Below are 14,651 nucleotides of genomic sequence, written 5' to 3' on the forward strand. Positions count from 1 at the left end.
GCTTTCAATAGAAAATATTGGATTTCGTAAATTTTTTATATGATTAATCAATGTTCGCAGAACCATCATTACGAAAATGTATTTTGAGATTTTGGCCTTTAAATTCATACCGCAAAAACAATTGGCTGCTATTAATCATCTCAACAGGCAGAACAGCTTTAATTCTTAATGCCCCAGCATCAGGGATTAAACCAATAACTTTTGATAGCAACTCACCAATATAGATACCAGGACCACTACTATATAAGCGCCAACCACCTTTAACTGCAATTTGGTCTGTGTGTACTTTTTCAAATTGTGCTTCAGCCTCATATCTGTTATTAAAAGCAGCATCAGAACTGCTGAAATAAACGTTTGACTGCCTAATATTAGCGTTGTGAACAAATTTATTTAAATTAATCGGATTAACTAGTTGCAGGGCTTGCCAAGCGTCAGAATCACCAGCAATAGCTAGTGCGGCTGCATACCTAATATGGGCGTGCGTATACATTAAACCAATCTCACGACCAAAATTAGCTGCCTGCTCTGCTCGCTTAAATACATGACTAATGCCACCATGATAATGAGCTGGCCTATTCATTAAACGAACCCCATCTGGGAACAATAGGTGATCTTTTATTGTCTTTAAAGTTGTTTGAGATTGCCCAGTATTAAAAATTCCGCTAATAATACCACGTGTTAATGGAATCAAGCGGTAGTCAATTCTGGTTATTTTGTCACCTGGATAAATAATATTGTCAGTATGGTGGTCAGGATACATTCTGATAAATCCGGGAAGCGTTTTGCTTTGCATGAAATATTTTTTAAAATCAGCCAACATACGTGTGCTAAGCTCAGAAAGTTCGGCGGCTAACGGAAGCCCCTGAAAAGACTTGGCTGCCTCTTTTAAAACTTGTATAGTTAATTCTTCAGTCCAAGTACTTGCCATAATTTTTTTCTGTTTGGCATCAGCAGGCTGTAAGGTATCATCCCAGTCGCCATCACCATAAGCAGAAACATTCGTGTCGTACAAAAAATTATTTTCAACGTATGAAACTTGTCGTTTAATGTGCTTCAACAAAGATTCTGTTTGTTTTGTTTCCTTTTTATCTGCAAAATTCATGTATGGCAATTCAGTATTTAGAATGTCCCTATCTCCCGAAAGACGAATATAGTCAGCTACAACTTTTAATGGCCAGATAATAATATCTCCGTGGCTTTCATCAGCGAATTGGTCTGCATACTCGTCAAACATAAACCATTGCGGCCAATTGCCACTTTCAATGAACTGGTGGCTATATAATATTTCAATAATGCGTTTAACCTGATCATAATTTTGTGTCGCTAGAAAAAACTCAGTAGGTCCTTGTGAGACATCTCTAGTACCCCAGGCCGCACCACCATATTGCTCCAAGCCGTGTGGCGAAAGTAGATGAACAAGTGCATCGTGAGCAAACCAGCGAACGATCAAATTCGTTCTCTGCAACTGATCATCAAATTTACGATCAGTTGCAGAAAGTTCAAATCCATGAATTAGTTTTTCGATAGTTTTTTGATGCTGCATTCGTGACTCGGTCACAGAATAATCAAGTTTTTGGAAATTTTCTTGATCAGAAACAGTTAAATTAATTGATAACTGGCTAGCACCTCGATAGTTTATCGTGAACATTTTGGCTTGGAAACCAATGGGGACGTTTTCCAGCAGGTCTGTCTCATCACCCAAACTAATATCAGTAGCATCGGTATTTTCATAATTCATTGCAAAACGTATATTTGGATTTCTCTCACGCATCAACGAAGTCGCGTTCGGATAAAAAATAATACTATGATTCACTTTTTTGGTCTGCAAAGGATCATGACTATCTTGAGAATCCATGATAATCTGATCAGTGATAATCAAATCGTATTTTTTATGTTGCATAGAGGTGAACACAAAACTAATAAAGGGTTTTTCCGCAAATGCATCAACGCTGATTTTAATTAAGTCATCAGCCAGTTTGTAGTACCAATCAGACGCATTGTAAGACATCACGAAAATTGAAGGTAAGCCAAGCAAAATATAATGATCAGCTTGGCGAAGATATAGATGCATGCCTTGCATCTTCAGTACATTCAACGGATTCCGTAAATTAGCTGAGAATTTATTCATATTCGTGTTTCCAAAGACGGTTTGCGAGGCAAAAATGCCCATCATAAATTGTGTTGTAGCCAAAACACGTGTGGCTGGTGTTGAAGTCGAGCTGGCCATGATAATATTGCCGGTTGCGCGTTCTTGCAGAACTTCTTTAGCTTTTAAAACTGCATGGCTACCATCCTGAAGAAAAAAAGACAATAACTTGCCGTTTTGATATTCTTCTTGAATCCGTTTAGGAAATAATTCATCAATTTCTTCTTCGGAAAAACTCGAACTGTCCAGTGGCAAACTGCTAATTGATTCTTTTTTGTGAGCGACAGGTAATGATTTAAAACTTTCTTCATCATAACTATTTTTCAGTGTCATAAATTCAATTAACAGGTCATTTTCCAAAAAATAAGGTTGCTGATTATCTGAATCGTCATTATCTTGAAAAGCCGCATAGAAAACGATATTTTCTACTCGGTTTGTCATCTTAAGCGGCATCGTTTGTAAAGCAATTAGCGAAAATTCGTATTGGTAATTATAATTAGGCAATTGTGCTTTAGTCAAGGATTCCGGAACACCTGTTGCCTTATAGCTTTTCCCAAAGAATTGAAAACCATCGGTTGCGTAAGACTGTAGCGGGTTGAATGCCCCTTGCTGTAAATATGGGAATCGGCCATCCTGACTTTGATTTTGCCGTGAAGAAATTGAAATTTTTCCAGCTTTTTTTTCGATGTGATGATCAATATATTGCGAGGCATAAGCTTCGTTTGAGCTAACAAACGAAGGAAGACCAAGACCTAAATCTTGTGTATAAAAAATATCCGTCTGTTTCGAATTATCTGAATCAGAAGTTAAATCAATATTCCAAAACCATTTCTGGTCACCCAAATAAAGTGTGACAGTATATGAAATACCATAAAACTCGCCAGACCATTTAGCAGCATGTTCTGTTAAAGAAAATTCGCTGTTCGATTCAGGTCCAATTAGTTTGGCGTTACGATATTTACCGTTTTCCGAGTTCCTTAAATATATATTAGCAAGACTGCCATCGATCAAGTTTCCATCAACTTGATTAATCATGATACCATCAGAAATTATTTTTTCGATCGAACCATTTGGCAGAAAATTTATTTGTAAATGATCGTTTTTTAATGAATGCATCAATAAGCTCCTAGTTCTTAAATAAAAATGTGGTTTCAAGTTGTGTTTCACTAGAAAATCCAACTAAAAGATTAAAAAAACCTTCATCAGAGGATCGCGTTAAATCAGAATGAATATAAGATAATTCTTGCGTCGAAATCTTAAAATATGCTGTTTTTTCTGAACCAGCGGCGAGTTGTATTCTCTGAAAATGTTTTAGCTCTTTGATCGGTCTCACGACATCAGCGGTTAAATCATGGATGTACCATTGTAAGGTAGTTGTTCCAGTAATTTTGCTATCATTTTTGACATTAACCGAAGCTGTTATTGTTTCTCCAGCACCGAAAACTTTATTTGAAAGTTTTAAACCTTTTAAAGTGAAGTTGGCATAACTAAGACCAAATCCAAACGGATATAAAGGATCATTGCTTGAGTCAATATATTTAGATAAATAAATATTATTTTTATCACTCGGAGAAGTTGTCACAGGCCGACCTGTATTGTAATGATTGTAGTAAATCGGGACTTGACCAACCGACCTTGGAAAAGTCATTGAAAGTTTGCCACTGGGATTTACGAGTCCACTAAGAATATCAGTAATAGCAGCCGCTCCTAAAGTTCCCGGAAACCAAGCCAGCAACACAGCATCAGATAATTGGTCTACAACTGTCAAATCTAAAGGCCGACCAGTGATAACGATGGTTACAATGGGCTTCCTTAATTTGGCTAATTCTGTTAACAAGTCAAGCTGCATTTTAGGCAAACGAATATCCGTCATGCTGCTAGCCTCACCGCTTTGCGAAGCAGTTAGACCAGCGACATAGATAATGACGTCCTGCTTCTTAGCTAAAGCAATAGCTTTTTTCTTTAAATCTGTTTCGTTGTCACTAGGATCAAAACTATAACCGTTTTCAAACGCAAGATTTGAGAAATGTGTTGCCATGGCCGCTCTAATCGTTCGTGTGGTTGAAACGTCTCCTTTCCATGACCAATTGCCTAATAAATCACCCGTGTCGGCTTTGGCTCCGATTAACGCGATTGATTTTTCAGAATTTACGGGCAAAATATGCTGTCGATTTTTCAAAAGCACTATTGACTCTTCCGCAGCTTTTTTTGCGAGATCTAAATGTTTTTTTGATAAGACAACTTTAGCTTCCTTTTCTGCGCTGATACCACGATAAGGATCTTCAAATAATCCTAGCGTCTCTTTTAATTGCAAAACACGGGTGGCCGATTCATCAATTAACCTTTTAATCTCAACATTTGTAGCCGCTAACTTTTCTAGAGATCCCAAAAAAGCAAAAGACATCATATCGATATCGGTGCCAGCTTTGATGGCTTTAGCAGCTGCCTGACTGGCATCGTTTGCGACACCATGATCAATCATTTCGTTAATCGCATTCCAATCGGAAATAAGAACACCACTAAAGCCAAGTTCTTTTCTCAAAATCTGTCGCATCAAGTGATTATTTCCAGTAGCCGGAACTCCAAACAAAATATTAAAAGAAGTCATCACTAGCAACGCTTTAGCTTCAACGGCTTTTTGATAAGCAGGTAAATACTGTTCACGAAAACGCCATTCAGACATATCAACTGTATTATATTCACGACCAGCCTCTGGTGCACCATAGGCGGCAAAATGCTTTACAGTTGCAGCAACATGGGTCTGATCAATTGGCAATTCACCTTGGTAACCATCCACAAAAGATTCAGCTAGCATGCCATTCAAATAAGGATCTTCACCAGTTGATTCCATAACTCTTCCCCAGCGCGGATCACGAACTAAATCTGCCATAGGTGAAAAAGTTACATCGATTCCAGCTGCTGCTGCTTCTGCCGCAGATGCAGCAGCTACCTTTTTAACAAGTTCAGGATTCCAACTAGCGCCTAATGCCAATGGGATTGGGAAAATTGTTTTGTAGCCATGAATAATATCCGCCATAAACACTAGTGGAATATGGAGGCGATTGTTTGTTAAATATTCTTTTTGAATCTTTATCACGTTATCAGCACCAGAAATGCCCAAGACAGAACCAACATTATTCAGTTGTTTCTTTGAAACTTGATAAGACGACAGCGGCCCGGTTACTGATGATCCGTCATCACCAAAAAAATCTCCGCTGATTTGTTGCAATTGTCCAATTTTTTCTTCTAGTGTCATTTCTGACAACAATCTTTTTACGTAATCACTTGATAGCAAAATTACCTCCTTGGTTTCTTTTTAATAGAAACGTTTCACTCATGAACACAATAAAATGATAGCATATTTCTTGAAGCGCTTACATAAAAATTCCAAATAACATTTATCAATAAAAGCCAAATAAAAACCACGAACATAAATGCTCGTGGTTCAAAAAATACTTTTCCACTAAGAAATTACTTCAACGCACTCCAATTCCAGTCAGTGAACTCTTCAATATCACGACCTTCATTACGAGTAACTTCGAAATGTTTGTCAAGAATCTTGTTCATATCAGCAATAAAGCTATCAGCTTTTTCGCCATCAATAACATTCTCATCCTTCAAAGCTGTAACAGCGTCAATAGCCTGATGGAAACGATCCAGTTCAGAATAAACACGCATATCATAAGTCGTTGTGATATCACCATCCTCACGATAACCATGAGCATGCAAATTATGATGATTGCGTTCATAGAAAATAGACTCAATCAAATCCTCAAAGCCATGGAAGCCAAAGATAACTGGCTTGCCTGCTGGGAAGAACTTGTTAAATTCTGCATCAGACAATGAACGATCATCATTCAAAGGTCCAACTTTTTTCTGCAAGCGACCCAATTCAACAACGTTCACATAATGGAACTTAACTTCTGGGAAGCTTTGGTTAACTAACCATAAAGCTGCTAAGGTCTCGATCGTTGGTTCGGTACCAGCGGATGCAAATGTGATATCAACATCACCTTCAGGAGCAGTTGAAGCCCAGTCAACAATACCAAGACCATCATTCACAAGCTTTTCAGCTTCCTCAGTTGTAAACCATTGCTGACGAGGCTGTTTAGAAGCAACGATATGGTTAATCTTTTGGCGATCAACCAATGCCCGAGCAGCAACAGCCAGCAATTCATTACCATCAGCTGGCAAGTACTGACGAATAAAGTTCTGCTTCTTCTCAGCTAAGTTGGTCAGCATACCAGGATCCTGGTGTGTGTAACCGTTATGATCTTGCTGGAAAACAGTTGAAGTAGAAATCAAATTCAATGATTGATACTTGTTGCGCCATGGTTCAACATCAGCTTGACGAATCCACTTGAAGTATTCATTGATCATAGAATCAACAACACGCAGGAATGATTCGTATGAAGCAAACATGCCGACACGGCCAGTCAAGGTGTAGCCTTCAAGCCAACCTTCAGCTTGGTGTTCAGACAATTGTGAGTCAATGATACGGCCTTCAGGTGCCAAGAGAGCATCGTTAGGGAATTTAATCTTGCTCATCCACTGACGCGGCGTCTTATCAAATAACTTCCACAGACGGTTAGACATTGTCTCATCAGGACCGAAGAAGCGGAAACGAGTTGGGTTCAAATTAGCAACGCCAGCCAAGAAACCAGACAAGGTAACCATATCCATGTTCATGTCGCCATTCTTCATTTCGTGTCCACGATTTTCAGGAGTCACACCAGTTGTGTATTCCTTCCAATCAGGCAACTTCAAATCAGAATTATCAATACCAGCATTAGCCAATGGATTGGATGCCATACGCTTGATACCCTTAGGAGCGATCGCAGCAATTTCAGGCTTCAAAGAACCATCTTCGTTGAACAGTTCTTCAGGCTTATAAGAATTCATCCACTCTTCAAACTGTGGTAATTCTTCCATGTGTTCTGACGAGAAACTCAATGGTACTTGGTGGGCACGGAAACTGTTTTCGATTGGATTTCCGTCTTCATCAAACTTAGGACCGCCCCAGCCTTTTGGCAAACGAGCGATAATAACTGGCCATGCAGGAATCGTACCATCTTGATACTTGTTATTTTCGCGAGCATCTTTTTGGATCTGCTTAATATCTTCGATCGCTTGATCAAAAATCTTAACAGCCTTTTTGTGATAAGTCATGAAGTCATGAATATCATCATTTTCAATGAAACGTGGAGACCAGCCAAGTCCTTCATAGAACTCAGTAATCTGTTCATCGCTCATACGACTAAAGATAGTTGGGTTAGAAATCTTCCAGCCATTCAAATCAAGTACTGGCAAAACAGCACCATCAGTCTTAGGGTTGATAAACTTCAAACCATGCCAAGCAGTCATAGCAGGACCAGTTTCAGTCTCACCATCACCAACCGTAACAAAACCGATCTGATCAGGATTATCAAGAATCGCACCAATACCATGAGAAAGTGAATAACCTAATTCACCACCTTCGTGAAGCGAACCAGGTGTCTGGGCTGTCGCATGAGAACCAATTCCACCAGGGAATGAGAACCGTTTGAACAGCTTGGACATCCCCTTGAGATCTTGTGTAATTTCTGGGTAATCTTCAGTATAAGATCCGTCAAGATATGAGTTGGTTACCATAACTTGTCCACCGTGACCAGGACCTTCAACGTAAAAAGCATTCAAATTATATTTCTTGATCAAGCGCGTCTCATGAGCATACAGGAAAGTCTGTCCTGAAATTGTGCCCCAGTGTCCGATCGGCTTGTACTTGACATCTTCTGCTGTCAAAGGAGTCTTTGTAACGCTAAAGAGCGGGTTGCTCTTTAGGAAAATCATTCCGCCTGATAAGTAATTGGTTGCACGCCACCATTTATCGACGAGTTCTAGATATTCAGTTGAATCATAATCAACTGCAGGTGCATTAGCTGCCATGTATTAATATCTCCTAATTTTTTTTCTAAAGTACGTTTTGGGCGCACCTTAACAGGTTCCATTATACAGCAAACGGTTAATTGGTTAAGACGCCGAAAGCCTTTGCTCACTCTGATAACGCTTTCATTTAATAAAGAATTAAAATCTATTTATGAGCAAACATTCTAAAATTAAAAAAACACAAGTCGAACAGTTACTAGACAAAAATGGCATTATTTACAAATCCTTAGAAATCAATTTTTTGAATCCAGATAAAGAACATGTGATACAAGCTTTGAAAACGGCCGGTGTTGCGCGTGAATCATTGATTTATAAAACATTAGCCTCAAATGGTGACAAAACTGGGCCATTGATTGCTGTTTTACCAGTTACAGAACATTTAAATGAAAAAAAATTAGCTCAAGTATCCGGAAATAAAAAAACAGAAATGATTCCCTTGCGAGATCTTCAGAAGACGACCGACTATGTTCATGGTGCCAATAATCCTGTCGGTATTTGGCATAATCATCATGGAAAATTTCCGATTTACTTTGATAATCGTGCCTTAGTTGATGAATCGATTTATGTTTCAGCTGGTGAATTAGGCCGTAGTGATTTGATTGATGCCAAACAAGTTGCTGAACTGATCGGAGCTGTTTTTGCGGATTTGATAATGGATCAATGACATGATTTTTTTAAAGCAGACAATTGATTATTTTGGTCTACTATTGAGCATCGCAATTCTGCTGCCTGCCGTTTTCGCTTGGCTTATTTCTTATTTGACTAATACAGCCGGATCGATTATTTCAGAAAAATTCGGCAGTCACTTTTATTTAGTTATTAGCTCAATTGGCGTTATTATTCACGAATTGTCGCATCTTATCATGGCATTGCTTTTTGGTCACCATATTGAAAACTTTCGCTTGCTGCAATTACCAAAAAACGGTCAAGTTGGTTTTGTGACCCATTCAGCTAATCCGAAAAATCCTTGGCAGGCTTTTGGCAATTTGCTGATTGGCTTTGCACCTATGATCGGTAATTCCTTGACCATTTATTTGCTAACTCGATACTTGCAGCCAAATGTTTTTTATCTGCAAGTATCCTTTAATTGGCAACTGCTCTGTTGGCTGCTAATTGTTTTTTCGCTATCATTAGGCATCGGTTTATCTCACGAGGATTTTGAAAATTCAATGCAGGGCATGTGGATCGCAATTCTTTTACTTATTATTGCTGCACTTACCCTGCAGCTAACTCACATCATATTGATAGATCGCTTATTCACTTTTATTCAACAAGAAGCATCATTATTTGTGATCGCACTTGCAATTGCAGTAATTGATTTTCTGATTGCCAAAGTGATCACATTTTTTTGACTACTTTTGCTATAATTTAGTCAATCTCATCTGATAATAGTGAATTGGCGGTCAAAAAAGAAAATCGGTAGTTGATGCGAACCGATCCAGAAAATTCACGAAGTACACAGTAAGAACTTTGGGATTCGTCTCGTTAATTAAGCTGGCGTTTATAAAACGCAATCCGGGTGGTACCGCGGAGAAATTCGTCCCGATCATATTGAGACGTTTTTTTTATTATCTGGAGGGTTTTATGAACATAATCGATGATTTAAAATGGCGAGGTTCTATCAATCAAACGACTGACGAAACCGGTCTAACCCATTTATTGCAACAAAAAAAAATCAGTCTATATGTTGGTGTTGATCCAACTGCACAATCCATTCACATAGGCAATTTAATTCCGCTCACGATTTTAAAGAGGTTCCAAAACGACGGTCACCGACCAGTGATCGTTATCGGCGGCGGAACAGGCATGATTGGGGACCCTTCGGGAAAAGCAGCTGAAAGACAGTTGCTGCCGCCTGATGTTTTTGATGAAAACGTTAAGCGAATTACAAAACAGTTGACCCGTCTATTCGGCAAAGACGGCTTTGAGATCGTAAACAACTATGACTGGTTGTCAAAATTAAACTTGATTTCTTTTCTGCGTGATTTTGGAAAACTTTTTCCGATCAATGTCATGTTAAAACGAGATGTGGTTGCCTCGCGTTTGGAAGCTGGCATTAGTTTTACAGAATTTACTTATCAAATTTTGCAAGCAATTGATTTTTATACGCTATTCAATGAAAAAAATGTTCAATTGCAAGTGGGTGGCGGTGATCAATATGGCAACATTTCTAGCGGCGTCGAACTGATCCACAAATTGTTAGGACCCCAAGCACAAGCTTTCGGCTTGACAGTCCCTTTGCTGCTTAAATCAGATGGCACAAAATTTGGGAAATCGGCAGGCGGTGCTATTTGGTTAGACCCTGAATTTTTGTCGCCTTACGAGTTTTACCAATTCTTTTATAATCAGGCTGATGACGATGTTATTAAATTGCTAAAAATTTTCACTTTCTTAAGCCATGAAGAAATTGAAAATTTAGCTGAAAAAGTGCGAATTGAGCCTGGAAAGCGCGAAGCCCAAACCCGTCTCGCTCAGGAGGTGACAAAGTTTGTGCATGGCCAAGCGGCTGTCGATGAAGCTGAAAAAATTTCACAAATTTTATTTAGCGGTGATGTTCAGCAATTAACTAGTACACAAGTTGCAGCAGCTTTTTCTGCTGTACCCTCAATTAAAATTACGACTGAAAAAATTGCAGTCGTGGATTTGTTATCACAAGACGACCTAATCGAAAAATCTAAGCGGCAGGCCAGAGAAGACCTGAAGAATGGTGCGATCACGGTCAACGGTCAAAAGGTCACGGAAGTCGAAAAAATAATTGACCCAGCCGACAAATTTGATGGCAAGTTTGTGATCATTCGCCGTGGCAAGAAAAAATATTTTTTGGCAAAAGTGCAATAGAATAAAGTATGTACCTGCAGGATCTTTATCCTGCATTTCGGGCGTTTAGCTCAGTTGGGAGAGCGCTGCCTTCGCATGGCAGAGGTCACGGGTTCAAATCCCGTAATGTCCATTCCCGTAATGTCCATGATTTCAATGTATATTAACAATCAATCATAATAAAAACTTCCGATCATTAGTTCGATCAGAAGTTTTTTTAAAATCTAGTCATATTTATTTGTTACTGTGGAGTTGTGTCTCCTTAGCTTGTTCTTCTTCATAAAGGATCTTATCGTATCGACGAGCAAACGGGAAATAAACAAAGAACGAAGCAATCAAAACAACGGTTTGCCAAATAGCTACTTTCCATCCGCCAATTAAAAATCCAGAAATGATTGGCGGTGTTGTCCAAGGAACCATAACACCTGTTAAATATGGCAACACGTGAATCTGAATCAGAAGATAAGTCGAGAGCATGGACAGGGCTGGCATCAAAATAAAAGGTAGCGCCAGCAAAGGATTCAATACAATTGGTAAACCAAATAAAGTTGGCTCATTAATATTGAATAGTCCCGGAACCAAAGATAGTTTACCGATGCCTTTCATTTGTGCTGATTTAGCGAAAAAGGTCATAAATATTACTAAGCCGATGGTCATACCAGAACCTGTCACTGTACCAAATTGGTCCATAAGAGGTTGAATGAAAATATGGCCACCATTTGTGGCTGTTACGATACCGTGAGCTTTAAAAATAGCAGCATTGGATAAAGCATTAGCCTGCAAAATTGGACTCATAATGCCGCTGACAATAATGGCACCGTGCACACCAAAAAACCAGAAAAATGGCACCGCAAGTGCTACTACTAAGACACCACCAAAACTATCAGTCAGACCCTGCAATGGTATCTGCACAACTTGATAGATCCATTGTGTCATGGTTTCATGAGCTGCAGCATCAAATAAAATATATACGAGCAACCAGAATACAACAATAACAAAAGCTGGAATCAAAGCAATAAACGAGTTAGAGACTGCCGGGGGAACCTGTTCTGGCAACTTGATCGTTATTTTGTGTTTGATAAACCAGGAATAAATCCATCCTGTAATCATGCCAACAATAATCGCAGCAATCATTCCTTGCCCGCCTAGCCAAGTCCGATCGATAAAACCGCCTAATAGTGTTGGTGCCTGTGTTGCCGAAATAATCGTCTTGCTGCCATTCATAACTGCAGTAGTCGGATGCATAATCAATATAAAACTGACTAAAGCTGTCATACCAGCTGGCAAGGGTTCATACCCTTCGTTTTTGACCCAGACATAAGCAATTCCAACAACAGCAAAGATTGAAACGATACCGAACGATGCATTGTATGCTTGACTAAAATACGCTGCCAAACCTGTTTTAGTCATCCAATCAGCAATCGGCGCATATGGAAATGAACTTAGAAGCAAAAATACAGACCCAACCATGATAAAAGGTAAACTGACAACCATGCCATCTTTTAACGCCGTAAGAGCTTTTGTATTAACAAATTTCATCACGGGTGGTAGGACTCTTTTATTTATAAAAGTATTCATAATTAATCAAATACTCCTTTCCGTTTGTGACATAAAATCAAAATTATTTTCGTAACTTTTGATCAATAAGCGCATACAAATCAATGATTTCACTAGCTAAATCTCTAAATGTAATAGCGGTCATAATATGGTCTTGTGCGTGCACACCCAGTAAAGAAAGCGGCGTATGTATACCATTAGCTTCATTCGTCAGCATTCCCGTTTGAGAATTATGAGCTTTGGAAAGAAAATCATCCGCTTCTTTTAATTTATCTCTAGCGTGATCAAAATCACCTTTTTTTGCATACTCAATCGCTTCAAATGATGAGCCCTTTGCATTTCCGCCATTAATAATAAGACCCATAATTGCTTCTTGATTCGGGATTTCTTCATCCACTGGTCTACTCCTTTATTACGCTAAATCTTCAAGTGCATCTTCTAAAACTTTGCGACCATCCATCATGCCATAGTCTTGCATATTAATAACTTTGACTGGAATATCAAACTTATCCTTAAAACTGCTGAACAAATAATTCACTTGTGGACCCAACAATAAAATGTCTGGGTGCTCGCTATCAAATTTTGATTTTGCATCAGAGGCAGCTGTAGCGAAAATATTGAGATCTTCGTGATTTTCAGCTGCAGCTTTTTGCATCTTACTTACTAATAGGCTGGTGGACATGCCAGCAGCACAAACTAACATAATTGTTTTCTGGACCATTTTAGAACTCCTTTCAAAATTTAAAACGGTTAATTCAAATCACTGCCGTTAGACTCAATTACTTTTGCGTACCAATAAAAAGAATCCTTTTTATATCTTTTCAGACTAGCGTGGCCTTGATCGTCTTTATCTACATACACCAATCCATATCGCTTATCCATTTCACCAGTACCCGCCGAAACAAGGTCAATACATCCCCACGGTGTGTAACCAATTAAATCAACACCATCATAGTAGACAGCTCGTTTCATTTGCTCTATATGGTCTCTCAAATATGAAATACGATACTGATCATGTACCGAGCCATCCTTTTCCAAATGATCAACTGCTCCTAGACCGTTTTCCACGATAAATTGAGGTAAATGATAACGATCGTTTAACCAATTCATCGCATACCGAAGCCCTTCGGGATCTATTGGCCAGCCCCAATCAGAAGACTCTAGATAAGTATTTGGCACAAGATCTTGATTCTCTCGGTACTTATAATCTAAGTTTTCGTCTTTGTGAGCAGCGGTGACCGCTGACATGTAATAGCTAAAACCGAGATAGTCTACCTTTCCTGCTTTTAAAACATCCAAATCTGCCAAAGTAATGTCAAGCCCCAAATTTTGATTTCGTTCATAAGCAGTCAACCAATCAGGATAACGACCATTAACTTGTACATCAGCAAACCAATATCGTGACTGCATGGCTCGTTCGGATTTCAAAACATCATCTGGCTTGGGAGTCGCTGGATATATTGGAATCATGGCAATCATCGCTCCAATTTGGAATTCGGAATTAATCTGATGAGCAATTTGGACTGCCAAAGCACTTGCAACGGCTTCATAATGCCCAGCTTGATACATTAGTCTTTCAGGATCTTCATCTTTGCGCGTCAAAATACCAGAATTTGTAAACAGCGAAAACCTTGCATCAAAATTAGCTTGATTATTTATTTCATTGAAGGTCATCCAATATTTAACTTTGTCTACATATCTCTGAAAAACAACGCGCGCAAATTTGGTAAAGAATCCGATCATCTTGCGGCTACGCCATCCGCCATATGCTTCAACTAAGTGATATGGCATTTCAAAATGAGACAAGGTTATTACTGGTTGAATACCATATTTCAGACACTCATCAAATAGATCATCATAAAATTGCAGACCCTCTTCATTTGGTTGATCCTCATCTCCTAAAGGAAAAATTCTCGTCCACGCAATAGACGTTCGAAAACATTTAAAACCCATTTCAGCCAAAAGTTTAATATCATCTGGATACCGATGATAAAAATCAATAGCTTCATGGTTGGGATATATTTCACCTTTCTGGATACCATCGGTAATCTTTCTTTCCACACCATTGGCTCCCTGAGTCATAACATCAGCAATACTTAACCCTTTATTACCAACATTCCAAGCGCCTTCCAATTGGTGTGCAGCTACCGCACCACCCCACAAAAAATCCTTAGGTAATGAAAATTGATTGTAATTCTCCAATAAC

At 38.9% G+C, this 14,651-nt stretch carries 10 protein-coding genes and 1 tRNA gene; 4 read left to right on the forward strand and 7 right to left on the reverse strand.

All coding sequences use genetic code 11. From position 1 onward, the window contains the following. Nucleotides 1-43: 43 nt before the first annotated feature. The 3 genes from DLJ48_RS03310 to DLJ48_RS03320 form a co-directional block, all read right to left on the reverse strand. Nucleotides 44-3,262, reverse strand: a complete 3,219-nt coding sequence (locus DLJ48_RS03310; protein WP_128685890.1) for a GH36-type glycosyl hydrolase domain-containing protein — start codon at nt 3,260-3,262, stop codon at nt 44-46. Nucleotides 3,263-3,272: 10 nt separating this feature from the next. After that, nucleotides 3,273-5,402, reverse strand: coding sequence for a glycoside hydrolase family 3 N-terminal domain-containing protein (locus DLJ48_RS03315; protein WP_128685891.1), 2,130 nt, complete (start codon nt 5,400-5,402; stop codon nt 3,273-3,275). A gap of 215 nt (nt 5,403-5,617) precedes the next feature. Further along, a complete protein-coding gene (locus DLJ48_RS03320; RefSeq protein WP_128685893.1) occupies nt 5,618-8,071 on the reverse strand; it encodes a phosphoketolase family protein in 2,454 nt (817 codons plus the stop codon). 151 nt (nt 8,072-8,222) lie between these two features. Between DLJ48_RS03320 and DLJ48_RS03325 the strand changes: the two genes are divergently transcribed. From DLJ48_RS03325 to DLJ48_RS03340, 4 genes are all read left to right on the forward strand, one after another. Then, nucleotides 8,223-8,735 (forward strand): aminoacyl-tRNA deacylase, encoded by a 513-nt coding sequence (locus tag DLJ48_RS03325; RefSeq protein ID WP_128685895.1) that lies wholly within the window; start codon nt 8,223-8,225, stop codon nt 8,733-8,735. A 1-nt stretch (nt 8,736) separates the two neighbouring features. After that, a complete protein-coding gene (locus tag DLJ48_RS03330) occupies nt 8,737-9,423 on the forward strand; it encodes a hypothetical protein (RefSeq protein ID WP_128685897.1) in 687 nt (228 codons plus the stop codon). A gap of 232 nt (nt 9,424-9,655) precedes the next feature. Beyond that, the gene (gene tyrS / locus DLJ48_RS03335) at nt 9,656-10,909 is read left to right on the forward strand and encodes a tyrosine--tRNA ligase (RefSeq protein ID WP_128685899.1); all 1,254 of its coding nucleotides are present in this window, start codon (nt 9,656-9,658) and stop codon (nt 10,907-10,909) included. Nucleotides 10,910-10,948: 39 nt separating this feature from the next. Next, nucleotides 10,949-11,021 (forward strand) — tRNA-Ala (locus DLJ48_RS03340). Between the two features lie 101 nt (nt 11,022-11,122). Here DLJ48_RS03340 and DLJ48_RS03345 read toward each other — a convergent pair. From DLJ48_RS03345 to DLJ48_RS03360, 4 genes are read right to left on the reverse strand one after another with little or no spacing between them, the layout of a single operon-like run. Continuing rightward, the gene (locus DLJ48_RS03345) at nt 11,123-12,466 is read right to left on the reverse strand and encodes a PTS sugar transporter subunit IIC (protein ID WP_128685900.1); all 1,344 of its coding nucleotides are present in this window, start codon (nt 12,464-12,466) and stop codon (nt 11,123-11,125) included. 43 nt (nt 12,467-12,509) lie between these two features. Beyond that, nucleotides 12,510-12,842, reverse strand: coding sequence for a PTS sugar transporter subunit IIA (locus tag DLJ48_RS08490; protein ID WP_128685901.1), 333 nt, complete (start codon nt 12,840-12,842; stop codon nt 12,510-12,512). 15 nt (nt 12,843-12,857) lie between these two features. Further along, nucleotides 12,858-13,166 carry a PTS sugar transporter subunit IIB gene (locus DLJ48_RS08495; protein WP_128685902.1) on the reverse strand — a complete coding sequence of 103 codons (309 nt, stop codon included), beginning with the start codon at nt 13,164-13,166 and terminating at the stop codon, nt 12,858-12,860. A 29-nt stretch (nt 13,167-13,195) separates the two neighbouring features. Next, nucleotides 13,196-14,647 carry a 6-phospho-beta-glucosidase gene (locus DLJ48_RS03360; protein ID WP_163939967.1) on the reverse strand — a complete coding sequence of 484 codons (1,452 nt, stop codon included), beginning with the start codon at nt 14,645-14,647 and terminating at the stop codon, nt 13,196-13,198. Between the last annotated feature and the right edge of the window lie 4 nt (nt 14,648-14,651).

This window comes from Oenococcus sicerae, from assembly GCF_004102045.2.
Lineage (GTDB): Bacteria > Bacillota > Bacilli > Lactobacillales > Lactobacillaceae > Oenococcus > Oenococcus sicerae.

Bases quoted from the DNA above. Each gene is read 5' to 3' on its own strand.
- DLJ48_RS03310 (WP_128685890.1), bottom strand. From the start codon at position 3,262: ATGCATTCATTAAAAAACGATCATTTACAAATAAATTTTCTGCCAAAT.
- DLJ48_RS03315 (WP_128685891.1), bottom strand. From the start codon at position 5,402: ATGACACTAGAAGAAAAAATTGGACAATTGCAACAAATCAGCGGAGAT.
- DLJ48_RS03320 (WP_128685893.1), bottom strand. From the start codon at position 8,071: ATGGCAGCTAATGCACCTGCAGTTGATTATGATTCAACTGAATATCTA.
- DLJ48_RS03325 (WP_128685895.1), top strand. From the start codon at position 8,223: ATGAGCAAACATTCTAAAATTAAAAAAACACAAGTCGAACAGTTACTA.
- DLJ48_RS03330 (WP_128685897.1), top strand. From the start codon at position 8,737: ATGATTTTTTTAAAGCAGACAATTGATTATTTTGGTCTACTATTGAGC.
- tyrS (WP_128685899.1), top strand. From the start codon at position 9,656: ATGAACATAATCGATGATTTAAAATGGCGAGGTTCTATCAATCAAACG.
- DLJ48_RS03345 (WP_128685900.1), bottom strand. From the start codon at position 12,466: ATGAATACTTTTATAAATAAAAGAGTCCTACCACCCGTGATGAAATTT.
- DLJ48_RS08495 (WP_128685902.1), bottom strand. From the start codon at position 13,166: ATGGTCCAGAAAACAATTATGTTAGTTTGTGCTGCTGGCATGTCCACC.